This window comes from Phaeobacter sp. JH20_08 (assembly GCF_048056635.1).
GTDB lineage: Bacteria > Pseudomonadota > Alphaproteobacteria > Rhodobacterales > Rhodobacteraceae > Phaeobacter > Phaeobacter bryozoorum.
In genome coordinates, this window is the sequence record NZ_JAYMVV010000010.1 from 48,827 (window position 1) to 71,360 (window position 22,534).

The following is a 22,534-nucleotide window of genomic DNA, read 5'->3' on the forward strand; positions in this document are numbered from 1 at the left end:
GTCCTCTTGTGCGCTGTCGAAATGCCGATATTAGAATCACGGCACCCGCATCGGGGCAAGGGGGGCAGATGCCTTTGCTAGAGCCTGATAGCCCCGGATGCGTCAGCTGTCCTCGCTGCTGCCGAGGCTGAGGTCGGGGCCGAAGATCACGTCGGAATAGCTGTTGAGGTAGATCTTGAGCCAGGGTGTGAAGCGATCCGGGTGGCGCTTCACCTCGGCCAGAAGGTCGTGGTAATCGACCCAGCGGGTCTCCATCACCTCATCCGGGTTGGGGGTGAGCTGCGGCGCGCGGTGGGCATGGGCGAGAAAGACATCAACCACCTCATGTTCGATCAGCCCGTTGCCGACATCGGCGCGGTATTCGAGGTGATGGCGAAACTCGGGGTAGAGGCCGGTGATGCCCAACTCCTCCTGCATCCGGCGGACCGCGCAGGCGGAGGAGGATTCATCCCATTGCGGATGGGTGCAGCAGGTGTTCGCCCACAGACCGGGGGTATGGTATTTGCCCAGAGCGCGGCGCTGCATCAGGATTTCGCCGCCCTTGACCACAAAGACCGAAACGGCCTTGTGCTTCAGCCCCTGTTCATGGGCAGCCAGCTTTTCAACCGGCGTCAGGGTGCCATTCACCCAGGCGGGGATCAGGTGGGTCATTGCTGGAGCTCGCAAGGATTGTGCAAGGGGCTGGGCTGTGCGGCCATCGGGCAGATATGGTTGTCATCGGGTGGAGATCAATCCCGCAACCAAGGCTGGCCAGAGTTGCGGGTGCGTGGTTGCGGGTGCCGACGCGGAACGGTCAATATCCCAGCAGAAAACGAAAGGCAATTGTGCGAAAAGCCGCGGCCAGGGGCGCGCGGCTTTTGCTGTCGTGTCAGGGGACCGGGATCAGTTGGTCGCGGTCTCATCTGTGGTGGCGTCTGCGTCGCCTTCGGCGGCATCAGCGGGGCCGTGCATCGCGAGGAAGGCATAGATGTCTTCGGCGCCTTTCTTCAGGCGGAAGGACATTTTGGATTTCGCTTTGGAATCATCCAGGTAATCGCGCAGGAAAGCCTTGGGATCGGCGGTATAGGCGGCGAAGCTCTCTTCGTCCCATACCAGCCCCTGTTCGCCTGCGGCCACCATGTCGTCGCCGTATTTGTAGCCGTCCGCGGTGCCGGCGGTGCGGCCGACAACGCCCCAGAGGTTCGGGCCGGTTTTGCCGCCCTTGATGATCACGTCACCGCTGTCCGAGACAACCATGTGGCAGGATTTGCACTTGTTGAAGCCCTTTTCGCCCTTGTCGGCGTCGCCTTCGGCAAAGGCAGGGGCCGCAATCAGGCCAAGGGCCGCTACAGCAGTCAGAAGTTTCATGTCGCTTGCTCCAAAATTGAGTTGGCTCGATCAATACGCGCCGGATCTGCAGGAAAGTCAAACGGGCGTATTGCCGCGTTGGCTCTCGGTCGGGCGCTGCGACAGTTCACCTGTGTCAGATCGCGCCGAGGTCAAGGGGAGGCTGTGGCGTCACATGTCCTGCCAAGAGGGCAGCAGATCGCCGGGTTCGGCATGCGCGAGCGCGGCAGCGCGGGCGATGGCGCGACTGAGGCAGAGGGCGGCGGCATGTCCGATGGCGCCCAGATCAGCGCCCAGATCACCGTCGCTGATGGTCTTTGCCGGATCTGCGGTGCTGACCGCAAAAACCAGATCGCCGTCGCCGGGGGAATGTGCCGGTACGATGGCGCGTCCGATGCCGTCATGGGCGGCAATGGCGAGCCGCTGGCATTGCGATTTGCTCAGCGCCGCGTCGGTCGCGACAATGGCAATGGTGGTATTGCTGCCCTCGGTCGGCAGTTCGGTGCCCTGCGCCAGCGCCTGCATGGCGGCGATCTTGAGGCTCGGGGCGGGGGTGGTGAAGCCGGTGGCGGGATCGACGCCTGCACCGCCGAACTCCCCGTCAATTTCATAAGGAGCGGCCCAGAAATGGCGGTCTCCCGGTGTGGTAACCGAACCGAGCGGATTGGCCGCGACCAGCGCGCCGACGGTGGTGCCGTCCGGCAGGACAAAGGAGGCTGATCCGAGCCCACCCTTGAGGCGTGCCGCAAGAGCTCCGGTGCCCGCCCCGACGGTGCCAAGGGCAAAGCCGTGATCAGCCGCTTCATAGGCGGCGCGACCGAGGGCGACATAGGGGTTCTCCGACCAGTCCTTATCGCCGCCGTTCAGGAGGTCAAAGAGGATCGCACCCGGCACGATCGGCACGCGCGCAGGCCCCACGGCAAAGCCCCGCCCGGCGGCGCGCAGCCCTGCGACCACGCCGGAGCAGGCATCCAGCCCGAAGGCGGAGCCGCCGGAGAGCACCAGCGCATCAATCTGAGCGACGGATTTGTCCGGTGCCAGCAGATCGGTTTCGCGGGTGCCCGGCGCGCCGCCCATCACATGCACCCCGGCCGTAAAGGGCCGATCGGCGGTCAGCACGGTGGTGCCGGATTTCAGCCGCCGGTCTTGGGCATTGCCAACCTTGAGGCCGGGGACATCGGTGATCAGGTTGCGCGGGCCGGGTTTCATCGGGTGTCTCCTGTTGGGGCGGGCATCTGGGGCAGCTTATGGCAGGGGCGCGCTGGCGCGCGCGGCCTCCGGCGGGAGTATTTCGGGAAAGATGACAGGCGGGTCGGATATTTGGTCGGGCTTGGGCGGTCAGATACAGCGCCCGCCGTCGACCTCCAGCGCGACGCCGGTCACCATGCTGGCCTCATCCGAGCAGAGGTAGCAGGCGGCATTGCCCATATCCTCCGGGGTGGAAAAGCGGCCGATTGGAATGGTGGAGAGGAATTTGGCGCGGATTTCCGGCGTATCCTCTCCCATGAAGGTTTTCAGCAGCGGGGTTTCGCCCGCGACCGGGTTGATCGCATTGACCCGCACCCCGGCGGCGGCAAGCTCAACCGCCATGGTGCGGGTTGCGGTGATCATCCAGCCCTTGGAGGCGTTGTACCAGTTGAGATTGGGACGGGGTGAGATGCCGGCGGTGGAGGCGACATTCAGGATGGCGCCGGAGTGGCGCGCCTTCATATGCGGCACCAATGCGCGGGCGGTCAGGTAGACGGATTTCATATTGACGGCAAAGACGCGGTCGAAATCCTCTTCGCTGACGTTTTCAAGCGGCGTCGGCAGGTGGCTGACACCAGCGTTGTTGACCAGAATATCGACCTGTCCGAATTGATCCAGCGCCGTGGCCGTCATCTGATCGACCGAGGCGCGGTCGGAGACATCGACGGTCTGGGCAAATGCCCGATCTGTGCCATGGCTGTTGCGGGCCTGTTCTGCGGCCTGTGCGGCGGCGTCGGCGTTGATATCGGCAATCATCACCCGCGCGCCCTCCTGCAGGAATTTGGTGACGATGCCGGCGCCAAAGCCTGAGGCCCCGCCGGTTACAATGGCGCATTTCCCTGCCAGCCGCATATGTTCTCTCCCCGAATTGACTCGGCGGCAGCTTGGCGGAGACCGGGGAGCAGCGCAATCGCCTGTCTCAGTCCGGGTCGATCTTACCGCGCGTCGCCTTGATGTCGCCGCGCTGGCGTTTGGCCTCCAGACGGCGGCGTACCGAGCCGCGGGTGGGTTTGGTGGCAATGCGGCGTTTGGGGACAATCAGGGCCTGGCGGATCAGTTCGGCCAGGCGTTCGCGCACCAGATCACGGTTGCGCTGCTGCGAGCGGGTTTCGTCGCATTGCAGGATGATCGCGCCGTCCTTGGTCCAGCGGCGGCCGGCCAGCCGTTTCAGGCGCGATTTCACCGCCGGGCTGAGCGCCGGGGAGCGTGCGGCCTCGAACCGCAGTTCGACGGCGGAGGAGACCTTGTTCACGTTCTGCCCGCCGGGACCGGAGGCGCGCATAAAGCTTTCGGTCAGTTCCCAGTCCTGCAGGGCGATGGTGTCGGTAATGTGCAACATGGGCGAACCATAATCTGCCGTATCGCCAAGGTCCAAGCGAAAGCCGTGGCTGGGAGGTCACGGGAGGGCATCGCGTGACGCAAAAAGGGCCGCCCCGACGGAGGCGGCCCTTTCCGAAAGTCTGTAAGAGCAAAGGCAGGTTAGGGTCTGAAACCCAGCCGGATGGCGATTGCCAGAGAGGGCTGCCTCAGAGGGCCGCCGCTCCGGTTGTTGCTACGCCTTGCTCCAATACCTTTCTTGACACTGGATCACCTCCTTTTCTCTCTGTTTCCGCTGTCTTGGATGGTGGCACGGAACTGGAAGATCTCCAAATAAAAAGACGGCTGTCAGTTAACGCTGGCCTGCGACCGTGTAAGACGTGCCACGATCAGGCGGAAGGGGACGAGCGCCAGCAGCGCCAGTGCCACTTTCACGCCCCAGTCGGCAACAGCAAGCGAGACCCAGAGCGGGGCGACGGGGCCAGTGCCGAGGATCGGCAGCATTTCACCGGCCCAGCTGACATCATTGCCGGGTTCCAGCCAGACCAGAGCGCCGGAAAAGGCGATGCTGAAGAACAGCGCGGTGTCGACCGTGGCGCCGATCAAGGTCGAGGCCAGCGGTGCCCGCCACCAGGCGCCATTGCGCAGGGCGGCAAAGATCGAGACGTCCAGCAGCTGTGCTGTGAGGAAGGCAAGGCCGGAGGCGATGGCGATGCGCAGGGTCACGAGGGGGCCGAATTCGCCCATGATCTGGGTGCCGATCAGCGAGCAGATGACGCCAACGACAAAACCGGCCAGCACCACCTTGCGAGCGGGTCCGGTGCCATAGACGCGGTTGGTCACATCGGTCACGAGGAAGGCGATGGGATAGGTGAAGGCGCCCCAGGTCAGCCATTGGCCGAACAGGAATTGCACCAGGATGTTGGAGGCCACAACAACAGCGGCCATGGCAAGAATGCCAGGAAGGTAAGAGCGTGTCATTTTGCAGTCCGTTTTTTAGACAAGGTCGCGGAGACTTGTTTCGCCGATGCGAAAGATCAGGCCCAATAGCGGAAAAGCCCCTGTTTGGGCAAGAGATTTGTCAGGTATTGCCTGCTGTCGCACCGGTGGTGGCCTAATCGGGCAGCCGGTATTCCACCAGTTCGGTGCGTTGCAGCGATTTGAAGTTGTCGTCGGAGACCATAGTGGCGCGCAGCGCGCCGCTGCTGTCGCGCCAGATCGAGACGCCCTCCAGATTGTCGTGCAGACCGAGACCGGTTTGCAGCAATGTGACCTCGCCGCTGATGCCATCGGCGGTGATGTCCCAGCGCCGCAGGCGGCTGCGAAAGCCGATGAAGCCAAAGTCGCGTTCCAGGAGGTAGAAGCGGCCGTCAGGGCCGAAATCGGCGCCCACAGGGAGGAATTTTCCCCGGCTCGGCAGATCAAAGGGACGGTCCCAGCGGCTGCCATTCCACCGCCAGACGGGGATATCTCCGGCCTCGGTCAGGGCGCGTTCCGGCAGCGTGTAGAGATGGCCCTTGCCGTCGATGGCGAGGGCCTCCAGCGCCTTGTTCAGGGGCAGGCGGCGAAAGGCCTTTGGGCGGGGCAGTACCTCGGCGCGACTGTCACCCCGGCGGTGCCGGGCCACGCGCGAGACGCCTTCAAAGGAGATGAAGAGGGTGCCGTCACGCGCGATGGCGAGGCCTTCTGCGTCGACGATCCGCCCGCGCAGGATCGCGCCGTCTGATGCGCGCAGCTTATGGGCCTCGGTCGGTGTGATGGCCTCGATGGGGTGCAGTGCCGCGGTTCCGCGCTGAATGCGGGCGGTGACGATGGTGGCCCGATCGCTGACCACGGTCATCTGCGCCCCGTCCGGCGACAGCGACAGGGCGGAGAACCCGCCGAACCATTTGGCCGGGTGGGTCCAGCGATAGGCCGCGATGAACTGCGCCCCGCCCGGCTGTGCGGCCGAGGCGACGGGCCGATAGGCCAGCAGCGCCGTCAGAGAGATGGTCAGCGCCGCTGCCAGCCCGAGGCTCAGTTTGATTGCAGAACGGCGGCGCATTGCTGAGGCAGGTCCGAAAGAGTGTATTCACGCCGGGGTTTGGGCGGCGGCGCATTGGGGTCGCGCGGTTTTGGCGGCGGCGGATTCAGGATGTCCTTCACCCACTGGCGCGCGTCATCGCAGCCGTCGCCGCGCGGGGGCGGATCCTGATCGACACAGCCGCGCGCGCCGGCCGGGCATTTCAGCCGGACGTGGAAGTGGTAGTGATGGCCATACCAGGGCCTGACCTTGCGCAGCCAGTCGCGGTTGCCCTTCTCGTCGTTGCACATCTGGACCTTGGCGCCGGGGAAAACAAAGATCCGCGCCACGCGGTCATCCTTGGCGGCGGCGCGCAGGATGGCGTGGTGCTGGGGTGACCAGCTGGAATTGGTGTAGGCACCATTGGCCCGGCGCAGGGAGATCGAGGAGATTTTCTCGCGTTCGGCGACGGAGAGGTCGAGGCGCTTGGCCGGCAGCATCCAGATATCGGCGTCCAGACCCACCTGATGACTGCGGTGCCCGGACAGCATCGGGCCGCCGCGCGGCTGGCTGATATCGCCGACATAGAGCCCGTTCCAGCCGCTCTGGCGGGCGGCAACGCGGCTCAGATCCTTGATAAAGTCGATGGTTTCGGGATGGCCCCAGTTGCGGTTGCGCGACAGGCGCATCGCCTGCCAGGTCGGGCCGGTCTGGGGCAGCTGTTCTGCCCCGGCCACGCAGCCCTTGGCGTAGGAGCCATGCGGTGCGGGTTTCTGCGCGGAGCCTGCGCGTTTGGCACCGAACAGCTGCTTTGCGGGTACGTCCGAGTGTGCAGAGCGGCTGACCACCGGATTGGCGGAGGGTGATCGGCTGTCCCCGGCGGGGGCGCAGGCTGTCAACAGGAGGGCGGTGAGGGTGATGTATCGACTGAACTTCAACTCTGGTCTCCTTCTGCATTGACCCAGCGCAGAACGATGAGCCCGATAATGAACAATAGAATAACCGGTGCAATGCCGAGGCGGGCACTGCCGGTGAGCGTGGTGGCTATTCCGATCAGGGCCGGTGCCAGAAAGGCTGTGGCGCGACCCGAAAGGCCATAAAGACCGAAGGCCTCGGTCGCGTTCTCGGGCGTGGTGTGGCGGACCATGAGGCTGCGGCTGGCGGCCTGAAGGATACCACCAAAGCCACCGATCAGCACACCGCAGGCAAAGAAGACGGCGTCAGGCAGGCCGGAGCCTTCGGCGAGAGAGAGGCCAAAGAACTGGTCGCGGGACATGTTGACGACCAGGAAACAGACGGTTGTCAGGATCAGAATTGCGGTGGTGATGACCGGTTTCGGGCCAAAGCGGCGATCCGCCAGCCCGCCGAGCCAGCTGAACAGCGCAGAGGAAATCACGGCGATGATGCCGAAGACGCCGATCAGGGTGATTTCCCAGCCCAGCACCAGCCGCGCGTAAATTCCGCCAAAGGCATAAAGCCCGTTCAGCGCATCCCGGTAGAGCATCGAGGAGATCAGATAGCCGGTCAGGCTGGCGCGATGGCGCAGACTGCGGACGGCGCGACCAACGGAACGGATGGCATCGCCAAACCGCCCGCGCGCGCCGGTGATGGCATCGTCGCGCACCCAGCGGAAATAGGGGATGATAAAGAGCGCAAACCAGATCGCTGTCAGCGGACCTGCGGCGCGGGTGCCTTCGCGGGTCTCCGCATCCAGCCCCAGAATGGGATCAATCCCGATCAGGGTTTTGCCATTCCCCTGTTCGACGAACAATGTGAGCATCAGGAAAAGCGCGATCACCCCACCAAGGTATCCGATGGCAAAGCCGGTGCCTGAGATGGTGCCGACGTCTTCCTTGTTGCCGAGAGAGGGCAGCTGCGCATTGACAAAGATCAGCGCAAATTCCGCGCCGATAAAGCCGAAGCCAAAGCTGATGAGCATCCACCAGAGGTTTGATCCGTCCGGATCCATGAACCACAGGCCCCAGGCGCCGGTCACATACATCAGCGAAAACATCATGATCCAGGGCATTTTGCGCCCGGAGATATCCGCAAGCGCGCCCAGAAACGGCCCGCCAAGGCCGATCATCAGGCCGGTGATGGTGAGGCACATCGACCAGACCGTCTGCGCCTGCGCCTTTGCCGCCTCATCCGCGAGGCCCTGGGTCAGGTAATACTCGGCGGCAACGGCTGCGAAGAAGGGCGCAAAGACAAAGGTGACCAGCAGCGTGTGATAGGGCTGACTGGCCCAGTCAAAGGCCCACCAGCCCCAGATGCGCTTGCGCATGGATATCTGCGTCATGCCTCGTCGTCCCTTGCCCGATGCCTGTCGTGGTCTTTTGTCATTACCTTTTGGTATGACAGGCCGGTATGGGGTTAGGCAAGCGTGTCCTGCGTTGACCTGTGGTAGATCGCGCTGGTCCTTCGTGCAGCCATATGCTGTGCGGCCGGATGCTGCTGCGGGCCGACCCTAGCCGTTTTGGAGGGTTTCGGGCGCCGCACGGGCAGGATCCGCCATCATCGGTGGCCAGGGGCGGCCTGCGTCCGCCTCGCACCAGGCCTTGATCCAGGCGGGCATCTCGGGGGCGAGGCTGTCGGTGCGACCGATGGTTTTGAGCACCTCCTGCGGTGCGACGATCCCCTTGGCATCGGTGATGGCGGTGCGCAGCATCACGTGGCTGGCGCAGTCGCCGTTGGATTTCCACATGGATTGTTCCAGATAGATGAAGCGATCGTCCCAAGCCACTGCCCGGCTGCGCATCTCGAACCGTTCAAAGCCGCGGATGCGGCGGCGAAACCGCACCGTGGTGCCCGCAACCGTCATGCCCCAGCGACGGCTGCGCAGGGCACCGATCAGGCCGACACGCTGGGCCAGCATGGTACGGCCCAGATCATAGAGCGTCATCGCACGGCCGTTGTTGAGCTCCATCCAGATATCCAGATCCCAGGGCCAGCAGATGTGGCGGGAAACATGGGTGTCGGTCAGATCCAGCGGCGGCATCCGGCGGGCAACCAGCAGATCCTTGATCAGGCGGACGATGGGAAACATGGGCGCGCTCTCCTGTGTGATGTGCCCGTGTTGCCATCTGTTTACAGCGCGTCAACCGCAACCTCGCGGCAGTCTTGCGATTTTGCGCGGGCGCGCTTACCTGTGGACAGGCTCCAAAAAGGGAAATCAAAGAGATGCTGTCGCTGTTTCAAATTCTGATGCTGATCCTGGACATCGTCTGGTTCTTCATCATCGCCCATGTGATCATGAGCTGGCTGATCAATTTTCAGGTTCTGAACCTCAATCAGCAATTTGTGGCGCAGGTCTGGTATGGTCTGAACCGCTTGTTAGAGCCGCTTTATGCGCCAGTGCGCCGCATTTTGCCCAATATGCAGGGCCTTGATCTGGCGCCGCTGGTGGTGCTGATCGCCGTTTATGCGCTGCGGATTATTCTGACCAACAATATCGCCATGTTCTATTGAGCCAATGGGCCGAGGCGCGGCGATCGCTCTGATAGCGGCGCGGCGATTGATGCGGATGGACCGCCCAGGCATCGGCCTGCGGCGGTCTTTTCGGTGCCACTTGTCTGACGGTCGGGGGTGCGCACCCTTGTGGGTCGAATCCCGTTGTGGGATTGTAGCTGCCAAGACGAGCAGATCACAAAACGAGGCCCCCAGCCCCCATGTCCGCATTGCAGCCGGAAATGACCGCTCCGACCGGGGCGACCTCCACTGGCACATCCGTCACCGCTGCCTGTGCTACTGGCGCGACGCCGCTGTTGCGGGAAATCTTTGGCTTTGACGGGTTTCGCCCGGGGCAGGAGGAGATCGTCGACGCCGTGACCGCCGGTGAAAATGTGCTGGCGATCATGCCAACCGGCGGCGGCAAATCCCTATGCTTCCAACTGCCTGCTCTGCTGCGTGAGGGGGTCACGGTGGTGATCTCGCCGCTGATTGCATTGATGCGCGATCAGGTGCGGGCGTTGCAGGAGGTTGGCGTGACCGCCGGGGCGCTGACGTCCGGCAATACCGACGAAGAAACCGAGGCGGTCTGGCAGTCCATCGAGGAGGGGCGGCTGAGGCTTCTTTATATGGCACCGGAACGGCTAGCCTCCGGGGCGGCGATGGGGATGCTGCGGCGGATCGGTGTCAGCCTCATCGCGGTGGATGAGGCGCATTGCGTCAGCCAGTGGGGCCATGATTTCCGCCCCGATTACCTGCGGATTGGTGAATTGCGGCGGGCGCTGGACGTGCCGCTGGCGGCCTTTACCGCGACCGCAGATCAGGAAACCCGCGAAGAGATTGTCGAGAAGCTGTTTGATGGTGTCGCACCGCGCAGTTTCCTGCGCGGCTTTGACCGGCCCAATATCCATCTTGCCTTTGCCACCAAAGACAGCCCGCGCCGTCAGATTCTGGAGTTTGCGGCCGCCCGAAAAGGTCAATCCGGCATCGTCTATTGTGGGACACGTGCCAAGACCGAAGCGCTGGCGGCGGGGCTGCGCGAGGCGGGCCACGCCGCCTGTTATTATCACGGTGGCATGGACGCCGAGGACCGGCGCGGGGTGGAGACGCGCTTTGCCCGCGAGGACGGTCTGATCGTTGTGGCCACGGTGGCCTTTGGCATGGGGATCGACAAGCCCGATATTCGCTGGGTCGCCCATGCGGATCTGCCCAAATCCATCGAGGCCTATTATCAGGAAATCGGACGCGGTGGCCGCGACGGCGCGCCTGCCGAGACGCTGACGCTGTTCGGGCCGGAAGATATTCGACTGCGTCGCAGTCAGATCGACGAGGGTCTGGCGCCGCCGGACCGCCGCAGTGCAGACCATGCCCGGCTGAATGCGCTGCTCGGACTGGCCGAAGCGCTGAAATGCCGCCGCCAGACCTTGCTGGCCTATTTCGGCGAGGCGGCTGAGCCCTGTGGCAACTGTGATCTCTGCGACCAGCCGGTGGATGTGTTCGACGGCACCACGGCGGTGCGCAAGGCGCTGTCGGCGATCCTGCGAACGAACGAGACCTATGGATCGGGACATCTGATCGACATTCTGGTGGGCAATGCCACCGACCGGGTGCGTGACAAGCGGCATGACGATCTGTCGGTCTTTGGCTGTGGCAAGGAATATGGCAAGCGACAGTGGCAGGCGGTGTTCCGGCAGATGATGGGGCATGATCTGGTGCGCCCCGATCCCGAACGCCATGGCGCGCTGCGGATGACCGAGGCGGCGCTGCCGGTTCTGCGCGGTGAACAGGACATTGCGCTGCGCCGCGACACCATCAGCTCTGCCAAGCGCAGCCCTGCGGTAAAGGCGCTGGTGTCGGATGAGGACGCGCCGCTGTTGTCGGCACTGAAAGCCAAGCGGCGCGCGCTGGCCGAGGCGCAGAAAGTGCCGGCTTATGTTATCTTTGCGGATCGCACGCTGATCGAGATGGCCGAAACCCGGCCCGATACGCTGGATAAAATGGCGCGGATCGGCGGTGTCGGGGCGAAGAAACTGGAGCGGTATGGCAGCGATTTCCTGTCGGTGATCACCGGCGAGAGCGCGGCGCTGCACCCGATGCGGCGCAAGCTGGCCGGGCGCGATGCCGGATCGGTTTATGATGCGTTGATGGCTGTGCAGGCGGAGCTGGCGCGGGGCAGCGACGGAACCGAGAAACCGCTGAGCTGTTCTGCGGCGCAGCTGGCGAAGCTGGCGCAGGTCCGTCCGCAGACTGAAATCGCCATCACAAGGCTGTTAGGCGAGCGCCGCGCGGAACGTTTTGCAGCGGCGTTTCTGGACGTCTTGCGCGGCGCGGGCTAGGTCTTGTCCAGAACAGATGGGGGCAGAATATGCTGGTAGTGACTTCTCCGGCCAAAAAGCTGGACTGGAGCGAACGCGACGTTGAGATGACATGGCCCGCCATGCACGACGCGGCGGTGGATTTGGCATCCGTGGCGCGCGATCTGTCGGTCGCCGAGCTGATGAAGCTGATGCATATCAGCGAGGATCTGGGCAAGCTGAACTACGAGAGATTTCAGAGCTTTGACGCCGATCCGGGCAGCGATGCCACGCGCCCGGCCGCGCTGGCCTTTGCGGGTGACACCTATCAGGGGCTGGAGGCGGGATCTCTGGACGCGGAGGAAATGGCCTGGGCGCAGGACCATTTCCGCATTCTGTCGGGCCTTTACGGGCTGCTGCGGCCGCTGGATGCGATGCAGGCCTACCGGCTGGAGATGGGATCGCGGCTGAAGACGTCAAAGGGCAAGAATCTCTATGACTACTGGGGGCGGGACATCTCTGATGCGCTGAATGCCCAAGGTGAGGCAGTGGGCAGCGATGTGCTGGTGAACTGCGCCAGCCAGGAGTATTTCGGCGCGGTTGATCGCGAAGCGCTGGCGCTGCGGGTCGTGACGCCTGTCTTCATGGAAGACAAGAACGGCACGCCCAAGGTGGTGAGCTTTTACGCCAAGCGGGCGCGGGGCGCGATGGCGCGCTACATCATTCAGAACCGGCTAAGCGATCCTGCGGCGTTGCTGGATTTTGACAGCGGCGGCTATCGCTACATGCCGGAGATGTCGGAGCCGGATCAGCCGGTGTTCCTACGCGCGGGCTGAGCGGGGCCGGTGCAGATCAGGCGGCGCCGGTCTGGGTGAGGTCGTCATCCGCCAGCGGCGCCGCCTCTGCAGGCAGATAGGCGTGAATACGTTCGTGGATCAGCGCCTTGCGCAGGGGTTTGGTCAGGTAGTGATCCAGACCTGCGGCGAGAATCCCGTCTGAATCTCCGGCCATGGCATGGGCCGTGAGGGCGACAACCGGCGTGTAGATGCCGGTGCCGTGTTCCAGCGCGCGGATTTTCTGCGTTGCCTCCTTGCCGTCCATCACCGGCATCGAGATATCCATGAAAATCAGGTCAGGCTGGAAGGACTGATAGGCCTCCACCGCCTCAATCCCGTTGCTGGCAAATTGCAGATCTATGTTCAGATCTTTCACCATTTTGCGGAACACAAGCTGATTGGTCCGGTTGTCTTCTGCTGCCAGAATCCGCATCAGCCGGGGCGTCGGGGTGGCATCGACCGCCGCGGCGATCGGGGCCGGAGCCAGGGTCGGCGCCACGGTCGGGGAGGGCGCCGGGGCCGTTGGCTGCGCTGACGGCAGCGGTGTGGCCACCGTGTCGAGCACCTGCGGTGTGGCTGCAACCGGCTCAACCATATCTGCGGCACGCGCCGCTGATCCACGCTTGGGCAGGTCGACAAGCCGCTGGAACAGCTCGTCGCGCTGGATCGGTTTCAGCAGCACGCTGTCTGTCACGGATTGTACAACCGCGTTGCTGGCTGCTGTGGGGTCGCTGCTGAGCATGAGGATCGGTACACTGGCAAAGGAGCCGGAGCGCAGTTTGCGGGCCAGTTCGACCCCATCCTGATCGGGCAGTTGTTCATCGCAGATGACCAGATCGACGTCCTCAGGCATCTGGGCAATTGCGGTGGTGCCATTGTCAAAGACCGTCACATCCAGCCCCAGCGTCGCCAGCTGTTTGCTGAGCACGTCGCGCATGACCGATTGGGACTCGATAACCACGACCTGACACAGCCCCTTGGGCAGCGTCGGGATGCTGGTTGAAGCGCCCTCTGCCAGTGGCAGCTCCATGCGGAAACCGAAACAGGACCCCTTGCCCTCCTCGCTTTCGACCCAGATCTCGCCGCCCATCAGTTCAATCAGCCGCTTTGAGATCGCAAGGCCAAGGCCGGTGCCCTCAAACTGGCGATTGCGCTCATCCTCGACCTGATTGAATTCGCCAAAGATGTCCTGCACCTTCTCTGCGGGGATGCCGATGCCGGTGTCTTCGATGGTGACATGGATCGAACAGATCTTGTCGTCAGCATTGGAGATGCCGGTGATTTGCAGGGCAACATGACCTTCTGAGGTGAATTTCACCGCGTTGCCGACAAGATTGGTGAGCACCTGGCGAATGCGTCCGGGATCCCCGACGAAGCTGGTTGGCAGGAACAGATCGTAGTCCAGCAGCAGTGTCAGCCCCTTGTCCCGTGCGGTGGGCTGAAGCAGCATCAGCACCTCATGCACACTGCGCTCCAGATCAAAGGGTTCAGGATGCAGCTGCAGTTTCTGCGCCTCGATCTTGGAATAGTCGAGCACATCATTGATGATGACCAAAAGCGCCTCGCCGGAGTTTTTGATCGTGTTGGCGTAGAGCTGTTGTTCCTCGTTCAGATTGGTGTCGCTGAGCAGCTCGGCCATGCCGACAACACCGTTCATCGGGGTGCGAATCTCATGGGACATATTGGCCAGGAAGGCGGATTTGGCACGATTTGCGGCCTCGGCCCGCTCGCGGGCGGCCTCAAGCTCCTCCTCGTATTGGACGGTGGAGGTGATATCGAGCGCCAGGCTGACCATATCGCCGCCATGGCCGCGCTGATCCAGCAGCCGCAGGTAGCGGTCGTCCCACATCCGTACGACCACAGGTTCGGGGGAGGGCGACAGCCAGCGCTCCGACATCTGGGCGCGCCAGTGATCGGGATCCTGTTCTCCGGTGTTCACCAGCCCCTCATCGGTGAGAATCTGCAGGATCCGCACGTAGGAGACGCCCGGCGCCACTTCCTCCAGCCCGTCGAACAGGTCGAGATAGGCGCCATTGGCGCCGATCAGTTTGCTGTCAGCATCAAAGAAGGCAAAGCCGTCCTGAAAGGCCTGGATCGAATGCCAAAGCCGTCGCTCGGCGCGCTCAACCTTTTCGTTGGCGGTGGACAGGTCCGATTTCACCTTGGCGTTTTCGTCGCGCACCGTCGCGACCTCGGCCTGGGTGACGCCGATCTGGCGGGTCAGTGCCAGCGCATGGCGCCCGAGTTTGCGGTTGGCTGCCGAAAGTTCCGCCTGCTTCAATTCAAGCAGGCGCTCCGCCGCGAGACGCGCGCGTCGTTCTTCCGTCAATCTGTCAGCAAGGTTCATCCCTGCGAACTCCACATAAAACCAACACGACCTGTCTGCCCTACTTTGGCGGGCAGAGATTAAATTGAGATTAGTTCATCTGTTACGTTGCGATATCTTGCTATGGCGTTAACCCCGTGCCAGCCTCTTGGCAGGTCTGGAGGGTTCTATTGTGCGTGTGCCTGTTTCATTTGTTGTACTTTTGTGCGGTTGGCTTGTTCAACCATTAGTTGTTTTCGCTGATTCAATTTTTCCGGAAACGCGCTATGTCATTCAGCGCGACACCGATCATTTCGGGGCCGATCTTGGGCCGCTTTTTGACACCGATATGCGCAGTTGCGCGCGGGCTTGTTCGGCTCAGACCGATTGTGTCGGGTTTGCCTTCAACAGCCGATCAAACGCCTGTTTCCCAAAATCGGCGATGGATCAGCCGTCGCCCTATGACGGGGCGTTTTCAGCGCATAAGCTTCTCGCCGGTGCGGCAGAGAAGCAGGCGGCCAAACAGCGCGCCGCGGCCTTGCAGGGGCTGGAGGTTGCGGATCTGGCTGCGGTGTCCAAACAGGCAGAAAACCTTGGCCTGCGCTTTCCAACGGGTGGATCCAGCGTTGAGGATCTGATTGCTGCGGCGCAGGGGGCGCCGTCGGCAGCGGCGCTGCGGTGGGTTGCCGAGGCTGTGGTGCTGAGCGATCGCGGCGATCTGTGGCTGGACTATGCCCGCAGGCTGCTGCGTCAGGAACTCAACGGATCCGCTCAACGCCGCGCCCATGAAGAGGCCTTTGCCGCGGCGCTCAATGCCTATCTGCGCAGTTCGCAGCCGGCGGCGCAGGCGGCCGGATTGATCACCGCCGCAGAGGCGTTGGAACAGCTGGGGCGGGGACGTGCCGCGCTGGCGGTTCTGCGGCTGGCGGCAGATCGTGACACCAGCGCGAAACTGTCACTGCGTCTGGATGAGGCAATTGCCAAATATGGATTTCGTGTCACCGGGAGCCGGGTTGAGAGCGACAGCGCATCGCCCCGCATTTGTGTCGAATTTTCTGAAGATTTGGTACGCAGCGGGATCGACTACAGCGACTTTGTAAAACTTGCCGATCCGCGTCTGGTTGCCGAGTCGACCGCGCGCGAGCTGTGTATTGACGGTGTGGAGCATGGCACCCGCTACCGGGTGATGCTGCGGCGCGGGCTGCCGGCGGCAACCGGCGAGACATTGGCCAAGGATGTAACGCTGACCCACTACGTGCGGGATCGCGCCCCCAACGTGCGTTTCTCCGGGCGGTCCTATGTGCTGCCCAAGGGAGATCAGGTGGCGGTGCCGGTTGAGACGGTAAACGCGACCACGCTCGATCTGCGCCTGCGCCGTGTGAGCGATCGCAACCTGCTGCGAACCCTACAGGAGGATTATTTTGCCCGGCCGCTGTCGCAGTGGCAGGATGAACATTTCGCCAGCGATATTGCCGAGGAAATCTGGACCGGCACCGCGGAGGTCCAGCAGGATCTGAACCAATTGGTGACCACACGGCTGCCGCTTGATGAGGCGCTGGCGGATCAGCCGGTAGGTCTTTATGCGCTGAGCGCGCAGGTTCCCGGGGCCGATCCCTATGAGGCGCCTGCGGCAACCCAATGGTTCGTGCTGACCGATCTGGGTTTGAGCACCATGCTGGGCAGTGATGGGCTGCATGTGCAGGTACAGGGACTGGCAGATGCCGCGCCGCGCGGGGGCGTTCGTTTGCAGCTGGTCTCCAATGCCAACGCGGTGCTGGGGACGGCAGTCAGCGACGCTGATGGCTATGCCCGTTTCGACGCGGGGTTGACCCGTGGAGAGGGGGCATCGGCTCCGGCTGTCATCATGGCGCTGAGCGGCGATGAGGACGCGGCGGAGGTCGATTTTGCCTTTCTCTCATTGCGGGACGCCGCCTTTGATCTGTCGGACCGGGGGGTGGAGGGGCGTCTGGCGCCGGGTCCGATTGACGTGTTCCTGACCACTGATCGGGGGGCTTATCGTGCGGGTGAGGTGATTCATGCGACCGCCCTTGCCCGTGATCCGAGGGCCGAGGCGCTTCCGGGCGTGCCCTTGATCGCGGTTCTGAACCGCCCGGACGGGGTCGAATACGCCCGGGTGGTTTCCGATCAGGGGGCGCTGGGCGGCCATGTGTTCCGCCTGCCGATTGGCGATACGGCACCGCGCGGAACCTGGCGGTTGTCGATCCTGTCGGACCCCGAAGCCCCGGCGCTGGCCAGCAGGCAAATTCTGGTCGAGGATTTTCTGCCTGAACGCATTGATTTCACGCAAGAGCTGGCGGCAGGAACCGACCAAGGTCTGCGTCCGGGCACAAGCGCCCCCTTGCGGATCGAAGCGCGGTATCTGTTTGGTGCCCCGGGCCGCGACCTGACTATCGAGGGCGAGGTGACCCTGCGCCCGGCGGAACAGGTGAGCGGTTGGACGGGCTATCGCTTTGGTCGCCATGACGAGGTCGTCGCGCCGCAGAGCCGCTATTTCGGCGGGATGAGCACCGATGCCTCGGGTCTGGGCGTGGTTACCGTGACACTGCCGGAGATTGACGCGCCGGGTCAGCCTCTGATTGCGGAGGTGACCACCCGGCTGGCCGATGGGGGCGCGCGACCCGTCGAACGGCAGATGACTGTGCCCATGCAGCCTGACGGGCCGGTGATTGGTATCAAGCCGCTTTTTGAAGAGGTCGTCGCAGAGGGCGATGCGGCGCGGTTTTCGGTGATTGCGCTGGCCCCGGACGGTAGCACGCGGGATATGCCGGTCACATGGAGTTTGAACCGGGTGGAAACCCGCTACCAGTGGTATCAGCTCTACGGCAACTGGAACTGGGAGCCGACCACCCGGCGCAGCCGGATCGCGACGGGTGAGGCAACCCTGAGCGCGGCGACGCCTCTGGTGCTGGAGCAGCCGGTGGACTGGGGCCGGTATGAGCTGGTGATCGAACATCGGGGCACGCCCTATGTGGCGGCTTCGACCGATTTCTATGCAGGGTGGTATGTGCCTGACGAGGGGGCTGATACGCCCGACCAGCTGGATGTCTTTCTTGATCGCGACAGTTATCAGCCCGGCGATACAGCGCGGTTACGGCTGGTCACCCGCGCGGCTGGCACGGCTCTGGTTTCGGTGATGTCGAACCGGTTGATCAGCCGCCAGATGGTCGAGGTTCCCGCCGGGGAGACGGTGATTCCACTGGCAGTTGGTGCCGACTGGGGCAGCGGGGCATATGTCTCGGCGATGGTGGTGCAGCCGCTTGCTGGCAAGGCGGATCAGACCCCGACCCGCGCATTGGGGCTTGCCCATGCTCGCGTCATTCGCCCTGGCCAGGCGCTGGAGGTAACCTTGGACCTCCCCGAGGTGGCCCGCCCCCGCCGGACTCAGCTGGCCCGCGTCGAGGTCGCGGGGGCCGCTCCCGGTGAAGAGGTCTGGCTGACGCTGGCGGCGGTTGATCTTGGGATATTGAACCTCACCGGGTTTCATAGTCCGGACCCCCTGGCGCATTACTATGGCCAGCGGCGGCTCGGGATGGAGCTGCGGGATCTTTACGGTCGCCTGATCGAGAGTGGCAACGGCGCCTTGGGCCGGGTGCGCTCCGGCGGCGATGCTGGGGCGGGGATGCGACTGCAGTCGCCGCCACCGACGCAGGATCTGATGGCGGTGTTTTCCGGTCCCGTGAAGGTCAAGGCCGATGGAACGGCCGAGGTGCCGATCGCGCTGCCAGCGTTTAACGGCACGGTTCGGGTGATGGCTGTCGCCTGGTCGCAAGATGCGGTTGGACAGGCGGAGCGGGACGTGGTGGTGCGCGATCCGATCGTGGTGAGCGCCAATGCCCCGCGTTTTCTGGCGCCCGGAGACAGCAGCCGGGTTCTTGTGGAGCTCACTCATGCAGATGGGCCCGCAGGCCAACTGAGCCTTGCGGCGCGGGTCCTTGGCGGCGGGCTTGAGATCGGGACATTGCCGCAAGTCCTGGAGCTGGCCGATGGCGCAGATACCACCCTGATGCTGCCGGTCGAAGCGCTGGCTGTCGGAGATCCGGAGATTGAGCTCGCCGTGACGACACCAGAGGGCGAAACGCTGATCCAGACGCTGCGCCTGCCGGTGCGGGCCAATGATCCGATGGTTGCCACAACCAGACGGTTCAGGCTGGCGGCGGGGGATAGTTTTCTGTTCTCATCTGACGTCTTTACCGGGCTGCGACCGGGCGGCGCGCGGGCAGTGATGTCCGCGGGGCCGCTGGCGCGGTTCGACGTGCCGGGTCTGCTGACGGGCCTCGACCTCTACCCCTATGGCTGTACCGAGCAGATCACATCCCGGGCGCTGCCGTTGCTGTATCTGTCGTCGGTGGCACAGGCTGCCGGGTTGGGTGACGGGCCGCAGGTTGCCGCCCGGATTGACAGCGCCATTCAGCAGTTGCTGTCGCGGCAGGCCAGCAATGGCGGTTTTGGTCTGTGGCGCGCCGAAAGCGGTGATTTCTGGCTGGATGCTTATGCCAGCGATTTTCTGAGCCGCGCGCGTGTGCAGGGCTATCAGGTCGCTGACACCCGGTTCCGGCAGGCCTTGGACAACCTGCGCAACCGGGTGAATTATGCCCCCGATTTCGAGAATGGAGGTGAGGACATCGCCTATGCGCTGCTGGTGCTGGCGCGCGAGGGGGAGGCGGCGATGGGCGATCTGCGCTATTACGCAGACGTTAAGGCTGCGGATTTCGCCACACCCCTGGCCGTTGCCCAGATCGGGGCGGCGCTGGCGGCCTATGGCGATCAGCGCCGGGCCGATCAGATGTTTGCCCGGGCGGCCTCTATGTTGCAGGGGGATGATCCCGATCCGACCCTGTGGCGCGCCGACTATGGCAGCCAGCGCCGCGATCAGGCCGGTGTTCTGGCCCTGGCCAGCGAGGCCGGTTCGCAGGCGGTAGACAGCCGTCGTCTGAGCGCGGGCCTGACAGCCGATGGCCGGCTGCTGTCCACGCAGGAAAGCGCCTGGACGCTGATGGCGGCTCATGCGCTGATCGAGGGCGGTGGTGGCTCCGGTCTGCTGGTCAATGGACAGGCGACGGACGGTCCATTTGTTGAGGTCTTGGATGGAGATCAGGATCGCGATCCGCTGGCGCTGACGGCGGCCACGGGCAAGGAGGTCGATATAACCCTCACCACCCTTGGCGTTCCGCTGGTGGCGGCGCCGGCAGGGGGAACTGGTTACAGCATCGAGCGGAGCTATTACACACTGGAGGGCGAGGCACTGGCTCCGGATCAGTTCACGGTTGGCGACCGCTTTGTCACCGTGCTGCGGGTGGTCCCGTTTGAGCCGGGTGGCGCGCGGTTGATGATCAATGATCCGCTGCCTGCGGGGCTGGAGATTGATAATCCCAGCCTGCTGCGATCCGGTGATCTGAGCGGGCTAGACTGGCTGACGCTGAGCGACGCGCGACATGCAGAATTCCGTGCGGACCGGTTTCTGGCGGCTGTCGATCTGCGGAGGGGCCGCGGCGACGAGGCCGGGGCGCCGGTGACGCTGGCCTATGTGGCGCGGGCGGTGACGCCCGGACTGTTCCACCACCCGGCGGCGTCGGTTGAGGATATGTACCGGCCCGCCAGCCGGGCCCGTACCGGCACCGGGCGCGTGCAGGTCCGGTGATCCGCGCGCCAAAGATGCGGCTACGGGCGCGCTCCTCCTGGCGGCTGCTGGGAGGGGCAGTTGCCCTATGCGTGACCATTGCTGCGCTGGGATTGGGGGTCGAGACCTGGATCGCCCGGACGCCGATGCCCGCAACACTGGCGGAGACAGCCACCGAGGTGCGCGACCGAAACGGCCAGTTGCTGCGGGCCTATCCGGTTGCCGATGGGATCTGGCGGATGGCGGTGCGGCCGGATCAGGTCGACGCGGGCTATCGCGCGATGTTGCTGCGCTATGAGGACAAGCGGTTCTACGACCATGGCGGCGTTGATGCGCTTGCTCTGCTGCGGGCGGCGGCGCAGGCGGTGTGGCAGCGGCGTGTGGTCTCGGGTGGCTCGACACTGACGATGCAGGTGGCGCGGCTGCTGGAGGATGGCAGCACCGGGCGCTGGGCAGGAAAACTGCGCCAGATTCGGCTGGCGCTGGCGCTGGAGCGGCGCCTGACCAAGGCGCAGATCCTTGAGCTGTATCTGGTTCACGCGCCCTTTGGTGGCAATCTGGAAGGCGTGCGGGCGGCGAGCTATGCCTGGTTCGGCAAGGAGCCGTCGCGGTTGTCTCCGGCCGAGGCGGCGCTGCTGGTCGCCTTGCCGCAGGCACCGGAGGCGCGCCGCCCGGATCGCGCTCCGAAACCTGCAGAGATGGCCCGCAACCGGGTATTGGCGCGGATGGCAGCCGCAGGCGTCTTGCCGGTGGAGGCGGCCGAGGCTGCGCAGCGGGCGCGGATCCCCCGGCAAATGCGCCGCTTCCCGCAGATGGCCGCGCATCTGGCGGATCGCGTGATAGCCGAGACGCCGGAGCTTGCGCGGATTGATCTGACGGTGGAGGCCGGATTACAGCACCGGCTGGCGCGGCTGGTGGCGCAGACCGTCGCGCGGCAGGACGCCCGGCTGTCGGCGGCGGTGCTGGTGGCCGATCACCAGAGCGGCGAGATCCTCGCCTCGGTCGGCTCAGCCGGATATCAGGATGATCTGCGACAGGGGTTTGTGGATATGACGCGCGCGGCGCGTTCGCCGGGGTCCACGCTGAAACCGCTGGTCTATGGTCTTGCCTTTGATCAGGGGCTGGCGCACCCGGAAACCATGATCCACGACGGGCCTATTGATATCGACGGGTATGCGCCACAGAATTTTGACGGAGGTTATCGCGGCGACCTGCGGATGCGGCGTGCGCTGCAATTATCGCTGAATACGCCGGTAATACGGGTGATGCAGGCGCTGGGTCCGGCGCGGTTGATGTCAGCCCTGCGGCGCGGAGGCGCGCGACCGCAACTGCCCGGCGGCAAGCCGGGACTGGCGGTTGCGCTGGGCGGGGTGGGCCTGTCGCTGCATGATCTGATGCAGGTCTATGCCGGGCTGGCGGCGGGCGGGCAGGGGCCTCGGTTGCGGGTGCGTATGGAGGCGTCGTTTGAACGGATGCCACGCCTGTTGAGCGAGGTCTCAGCCTGGCATCTCACCGATGTTCTGCGCGATGTGCCGCCGCCAGCAGGTGCGCCTGCTGGCGTGCTGGCCTATAAGACAGGGACGTCCTACGGGCACCGCGATACCTGGGCGATTGGCTGGGATGGTCGCCATGTGGTTGGTGTCTGGCTTGGCCGGGCCGATGGCACGCCGGTGCCGGGCGCCTTTGGCGCGGAGCTGGCGGCCCCACTGTTGTTTGAGGCCTTCGGGCGGCTCGGGACCGGTTTTGCACCGCTCCCTCCGGCGCCTCGCCCGGCCTTGCGGGTGGCCACTTCGGAGCTGCCGCTGCCCTTGCAGCGCTTTGACGGCGGTCGGGCGGGTGGCCAGCCCGCTGACGCGGTGCAGCTGGCGTTTCCACCGGACGGTGCGGCGCTGATGCTGGCAGAGGATGGACAGGTCACCCTGCGGATCAAAGGCGGCGAGGCGCCGTTTCTGGTGCTGGCCAATCAAAAGCCGGTGGTGACCGGCGCCCGCCGCCGCAGCATTGATCTGCCGGGGATGGAGCGCGGATTTTCAACACTGGTGGTGGTTGATCGCAATGGTCGCTCCGATCAGGCCCGCGTGCGGATCACCCGCCCAGGTGAGTAGCGCAGATCCGGCACCC

16 protein-coding genes are annotated in these 22,534 nt (G+C 64.2%); 5 read left to right on the forward strand and 11 right to left on the reverse strand.

Annotated elements, in window-relative coordinates; all coding sequences use genetic code 11:
* Positions 1-102 precede the first annotated feature (102 nt).
* The 10 genes from idi to VWY75_RS09650 all read right to left on the reverse strand — a co-directional run bounded on the left by idi (position 103) and on the right by VWY75_RS09650 (position 8,939).
* A complete protein-coding gene (gene idi, locus VWY75_RS09605) occupies positions 103-651 on the reverse strand; it encodes an isopentenyl-diphosphate Delta-isomerase (RefSeq protein ID WP_416538259.1) in 549 nt (182 codons plus the stop codon).
* Positions 652-882: 231 nt separating this feature from the next.
* Complete coding sequence (locus VWY75_RS09610; RefSeq protein ID WP_416534581.1) at positions 883-1,347, reverse strand: c-type cytochrome; 465 nt, start codon at positions 1,345-1,347, stop codon at positions 883-885.
* 150 nt (positions 1,348-1,497) lie between these two features.
* Positions 1,498-2,535, reverse strand: coding sequence for a P1 family peptidase (locus VWY75_RS09615; RefSeq protein WP_416538260.1), 1,038 nt, complete (start codon positions 2,533-2,535; stop codon positions 1,498-1,500).
* Positions 2,536-2,664: 129 nt separating this feature from the next.
* Complete coding sequence (locus VWY75_RS09620) at positions 2,665-3,426, reverse strand: SDR family oxidoreductase (RefSeq protein ID WP_416538261.1); 762 nt, start codon at positions 3,424-3,426, stop codon at positions 2,665-2,667.
* Between the two features lie 67 nt (positions 3,427-3,493).
* Complete coding sequence (gene arfB, locus VWY75_RS09625) at positions 3,494-3,913, reverse strand: alternative ribosome rescue aminoacyl-tRNA hydrolase ArfB (RefSeq protein WP_416534578.1); 420 nt, start codon at positions 3,911-3,913, stop codon at positions 3,494-3,496.
* A gap of 326 nt (positions 3,914-4,239) precedes the next feature.
* Positions 4,240-4,872, reverse strand: a complete 633-nt coding sequence (locus VWY75_RS09630; protein WP_340546398.1) for a queuosine precursor transporter — start codon at positions 4,870-4,872, stop codon at positions 4,240-4,242.
* A 133-nt stretch (positions 4,873-5,005) separates the two neighbouring features.
* Complete coding sequence (locus tag VWY75_RS09635; protein ID WP_416534576.1) at positions 5,006-5,935, reverse strand: esterase-like activity of phytase family protein; 930 nt, start codon at positions 5,933-5,935, stop codon at positions 5,006-5,008.
* The gene (mepA, locus tag VWY75_RS09640; RefSeq protein WP_416538262.1) at positions 5,908-6,831 is read right to left on the reverse strand and encodes a penicillin-insensitive murein endopeptidase; all 924 of its coding nucleotides are present in this window, start codon (positions 6,829-6,831) and stop codon (positions 5,908-5,910) included. Before mepA ends, VWY75_RS09635 begins: the two co-directional genes overlap by 28 nt.
* The gene (locus tag VWY75_RS09645) at positions 6,828-8,249 is read right to left on the reverse strand and encodes an MFS transporter (protein ID WP_340546841.1); all 1,422 of its coding nucleotides are present in this window, start codon (positions 8,247-8,249) and stop codon (positions 6,828-6,830) included. Before VWY75_RS09645 ends, mepA begins: the two co-directional genes overlap by 4 nt.
* Positions 8,250-8,360: 111 nt before the next feature.
* Positions 8,361-8,939, reverse strand: a complete 579-nt coding sequence (locus VWY75_RS09650; RefSeq protein WP_416538263.1) for an acyl-CoA thioesterase — start codon at positions 8,937-8,939, stop codon at positions 8,361-8,363.
* A 134-nt stretch (positions 8,940-9,073) separates the two neighbouring features.
* Here VWY75_RS09650 and VWY75_RS09655 point away from each other — a divergent pair, with 134 nt between their 5' ends.
* The 3 genes from VWY75_RS09655 (at position 9,074) to yaaA (ending at position 12,470) form a co-directional block, all read left to right on the forward strand.
* Positions 9,074-9,361 (forward strand): YggT family protein, encoded by a 288-nt coding sequence (locus tag VWY75_RS09655; RefSeq protein WP_014873231.1) that lies wholly within the window; start codon positions 9,074-9,076, stop codon positions 9,359-9,361.
* 200 nt (positions 9,362-9,561) lie between these two features.
* On the forward strand, positions 9,562-11,676 hold the full coding sequence (recQ, locus tag VWY75_RS09660; RefSeq protein ID WP_416538264.1) for a DNA helicase RecQ: 2,115 nt from the start codon (positions 9,562-9,564) through the stop codon (positions 11,674-11,676).
* A 29-nt stretch (positions 11,677-11,705) separates the two neighbouring features.
* The gene (yaaA, locus tag VWY75_RS09665) at positions 11,706-12,470 is read left to right on the forward strand and encodes a peroxide stress protein YaaA (RefSeq protein ID WP_416538265.1); all 765 of its coding nucleotides are present in this window, start codon (positions 11,706-11,708) and stop codon (positions 12,468-12,470) included.
* A 16-nt stretch (positions 12,471-12,486) separates the two neighbouring features.
* On the opposite strand, the gene VWY75_RS09670 is transcribed toward yaaA, so the two are convergent.
* Positions 12,487-14,817, reverse strand: a complete 2,331-nt coding sequence (locus tag VWY75_RS09670; protein WP_340546404.1) for a response regulator — start codon at positions 14,815-14,817, stop codon at positions 12,487-12,489.
* 307 nt (positions 14,818-15,124) lie between these two features.
* Between VWY75_RS09670 and VWY75_RS09675 the strand changes: the two genes are divergently transcribed.
* Both VWY75_RS09675 and pbpC read left to right on the forward strand, forming a co-directional pair.
* Positions 15,125-20,434, forward strand: a complete 5,310-nt coding sequence (locus tag VWY75_RS09675; protein WP_416538266.1) for an alpha-2-macroglobulin family protein — start codon at positions 15,125-15,127, stop codon at positions 20,432-20,434.
* A 14-nt stretch (positions 20,435-20,448) separates the two neighbouring features.
* Positions 20,449-22,518: a penicillin-binding protein 1C gene (pbpC, locus tag VWY75_RS09680; RefSeq protein WP_416538267.1), complete on the forward strand. Its 2,070-nt coding sequence runs from the start codon at positions 20,449-20,451 to the stop codon at positions 22,516-22,518.
* The last annotated feature ends 16 nt before the right edge of the window (positions 22,519-22,534 follow it).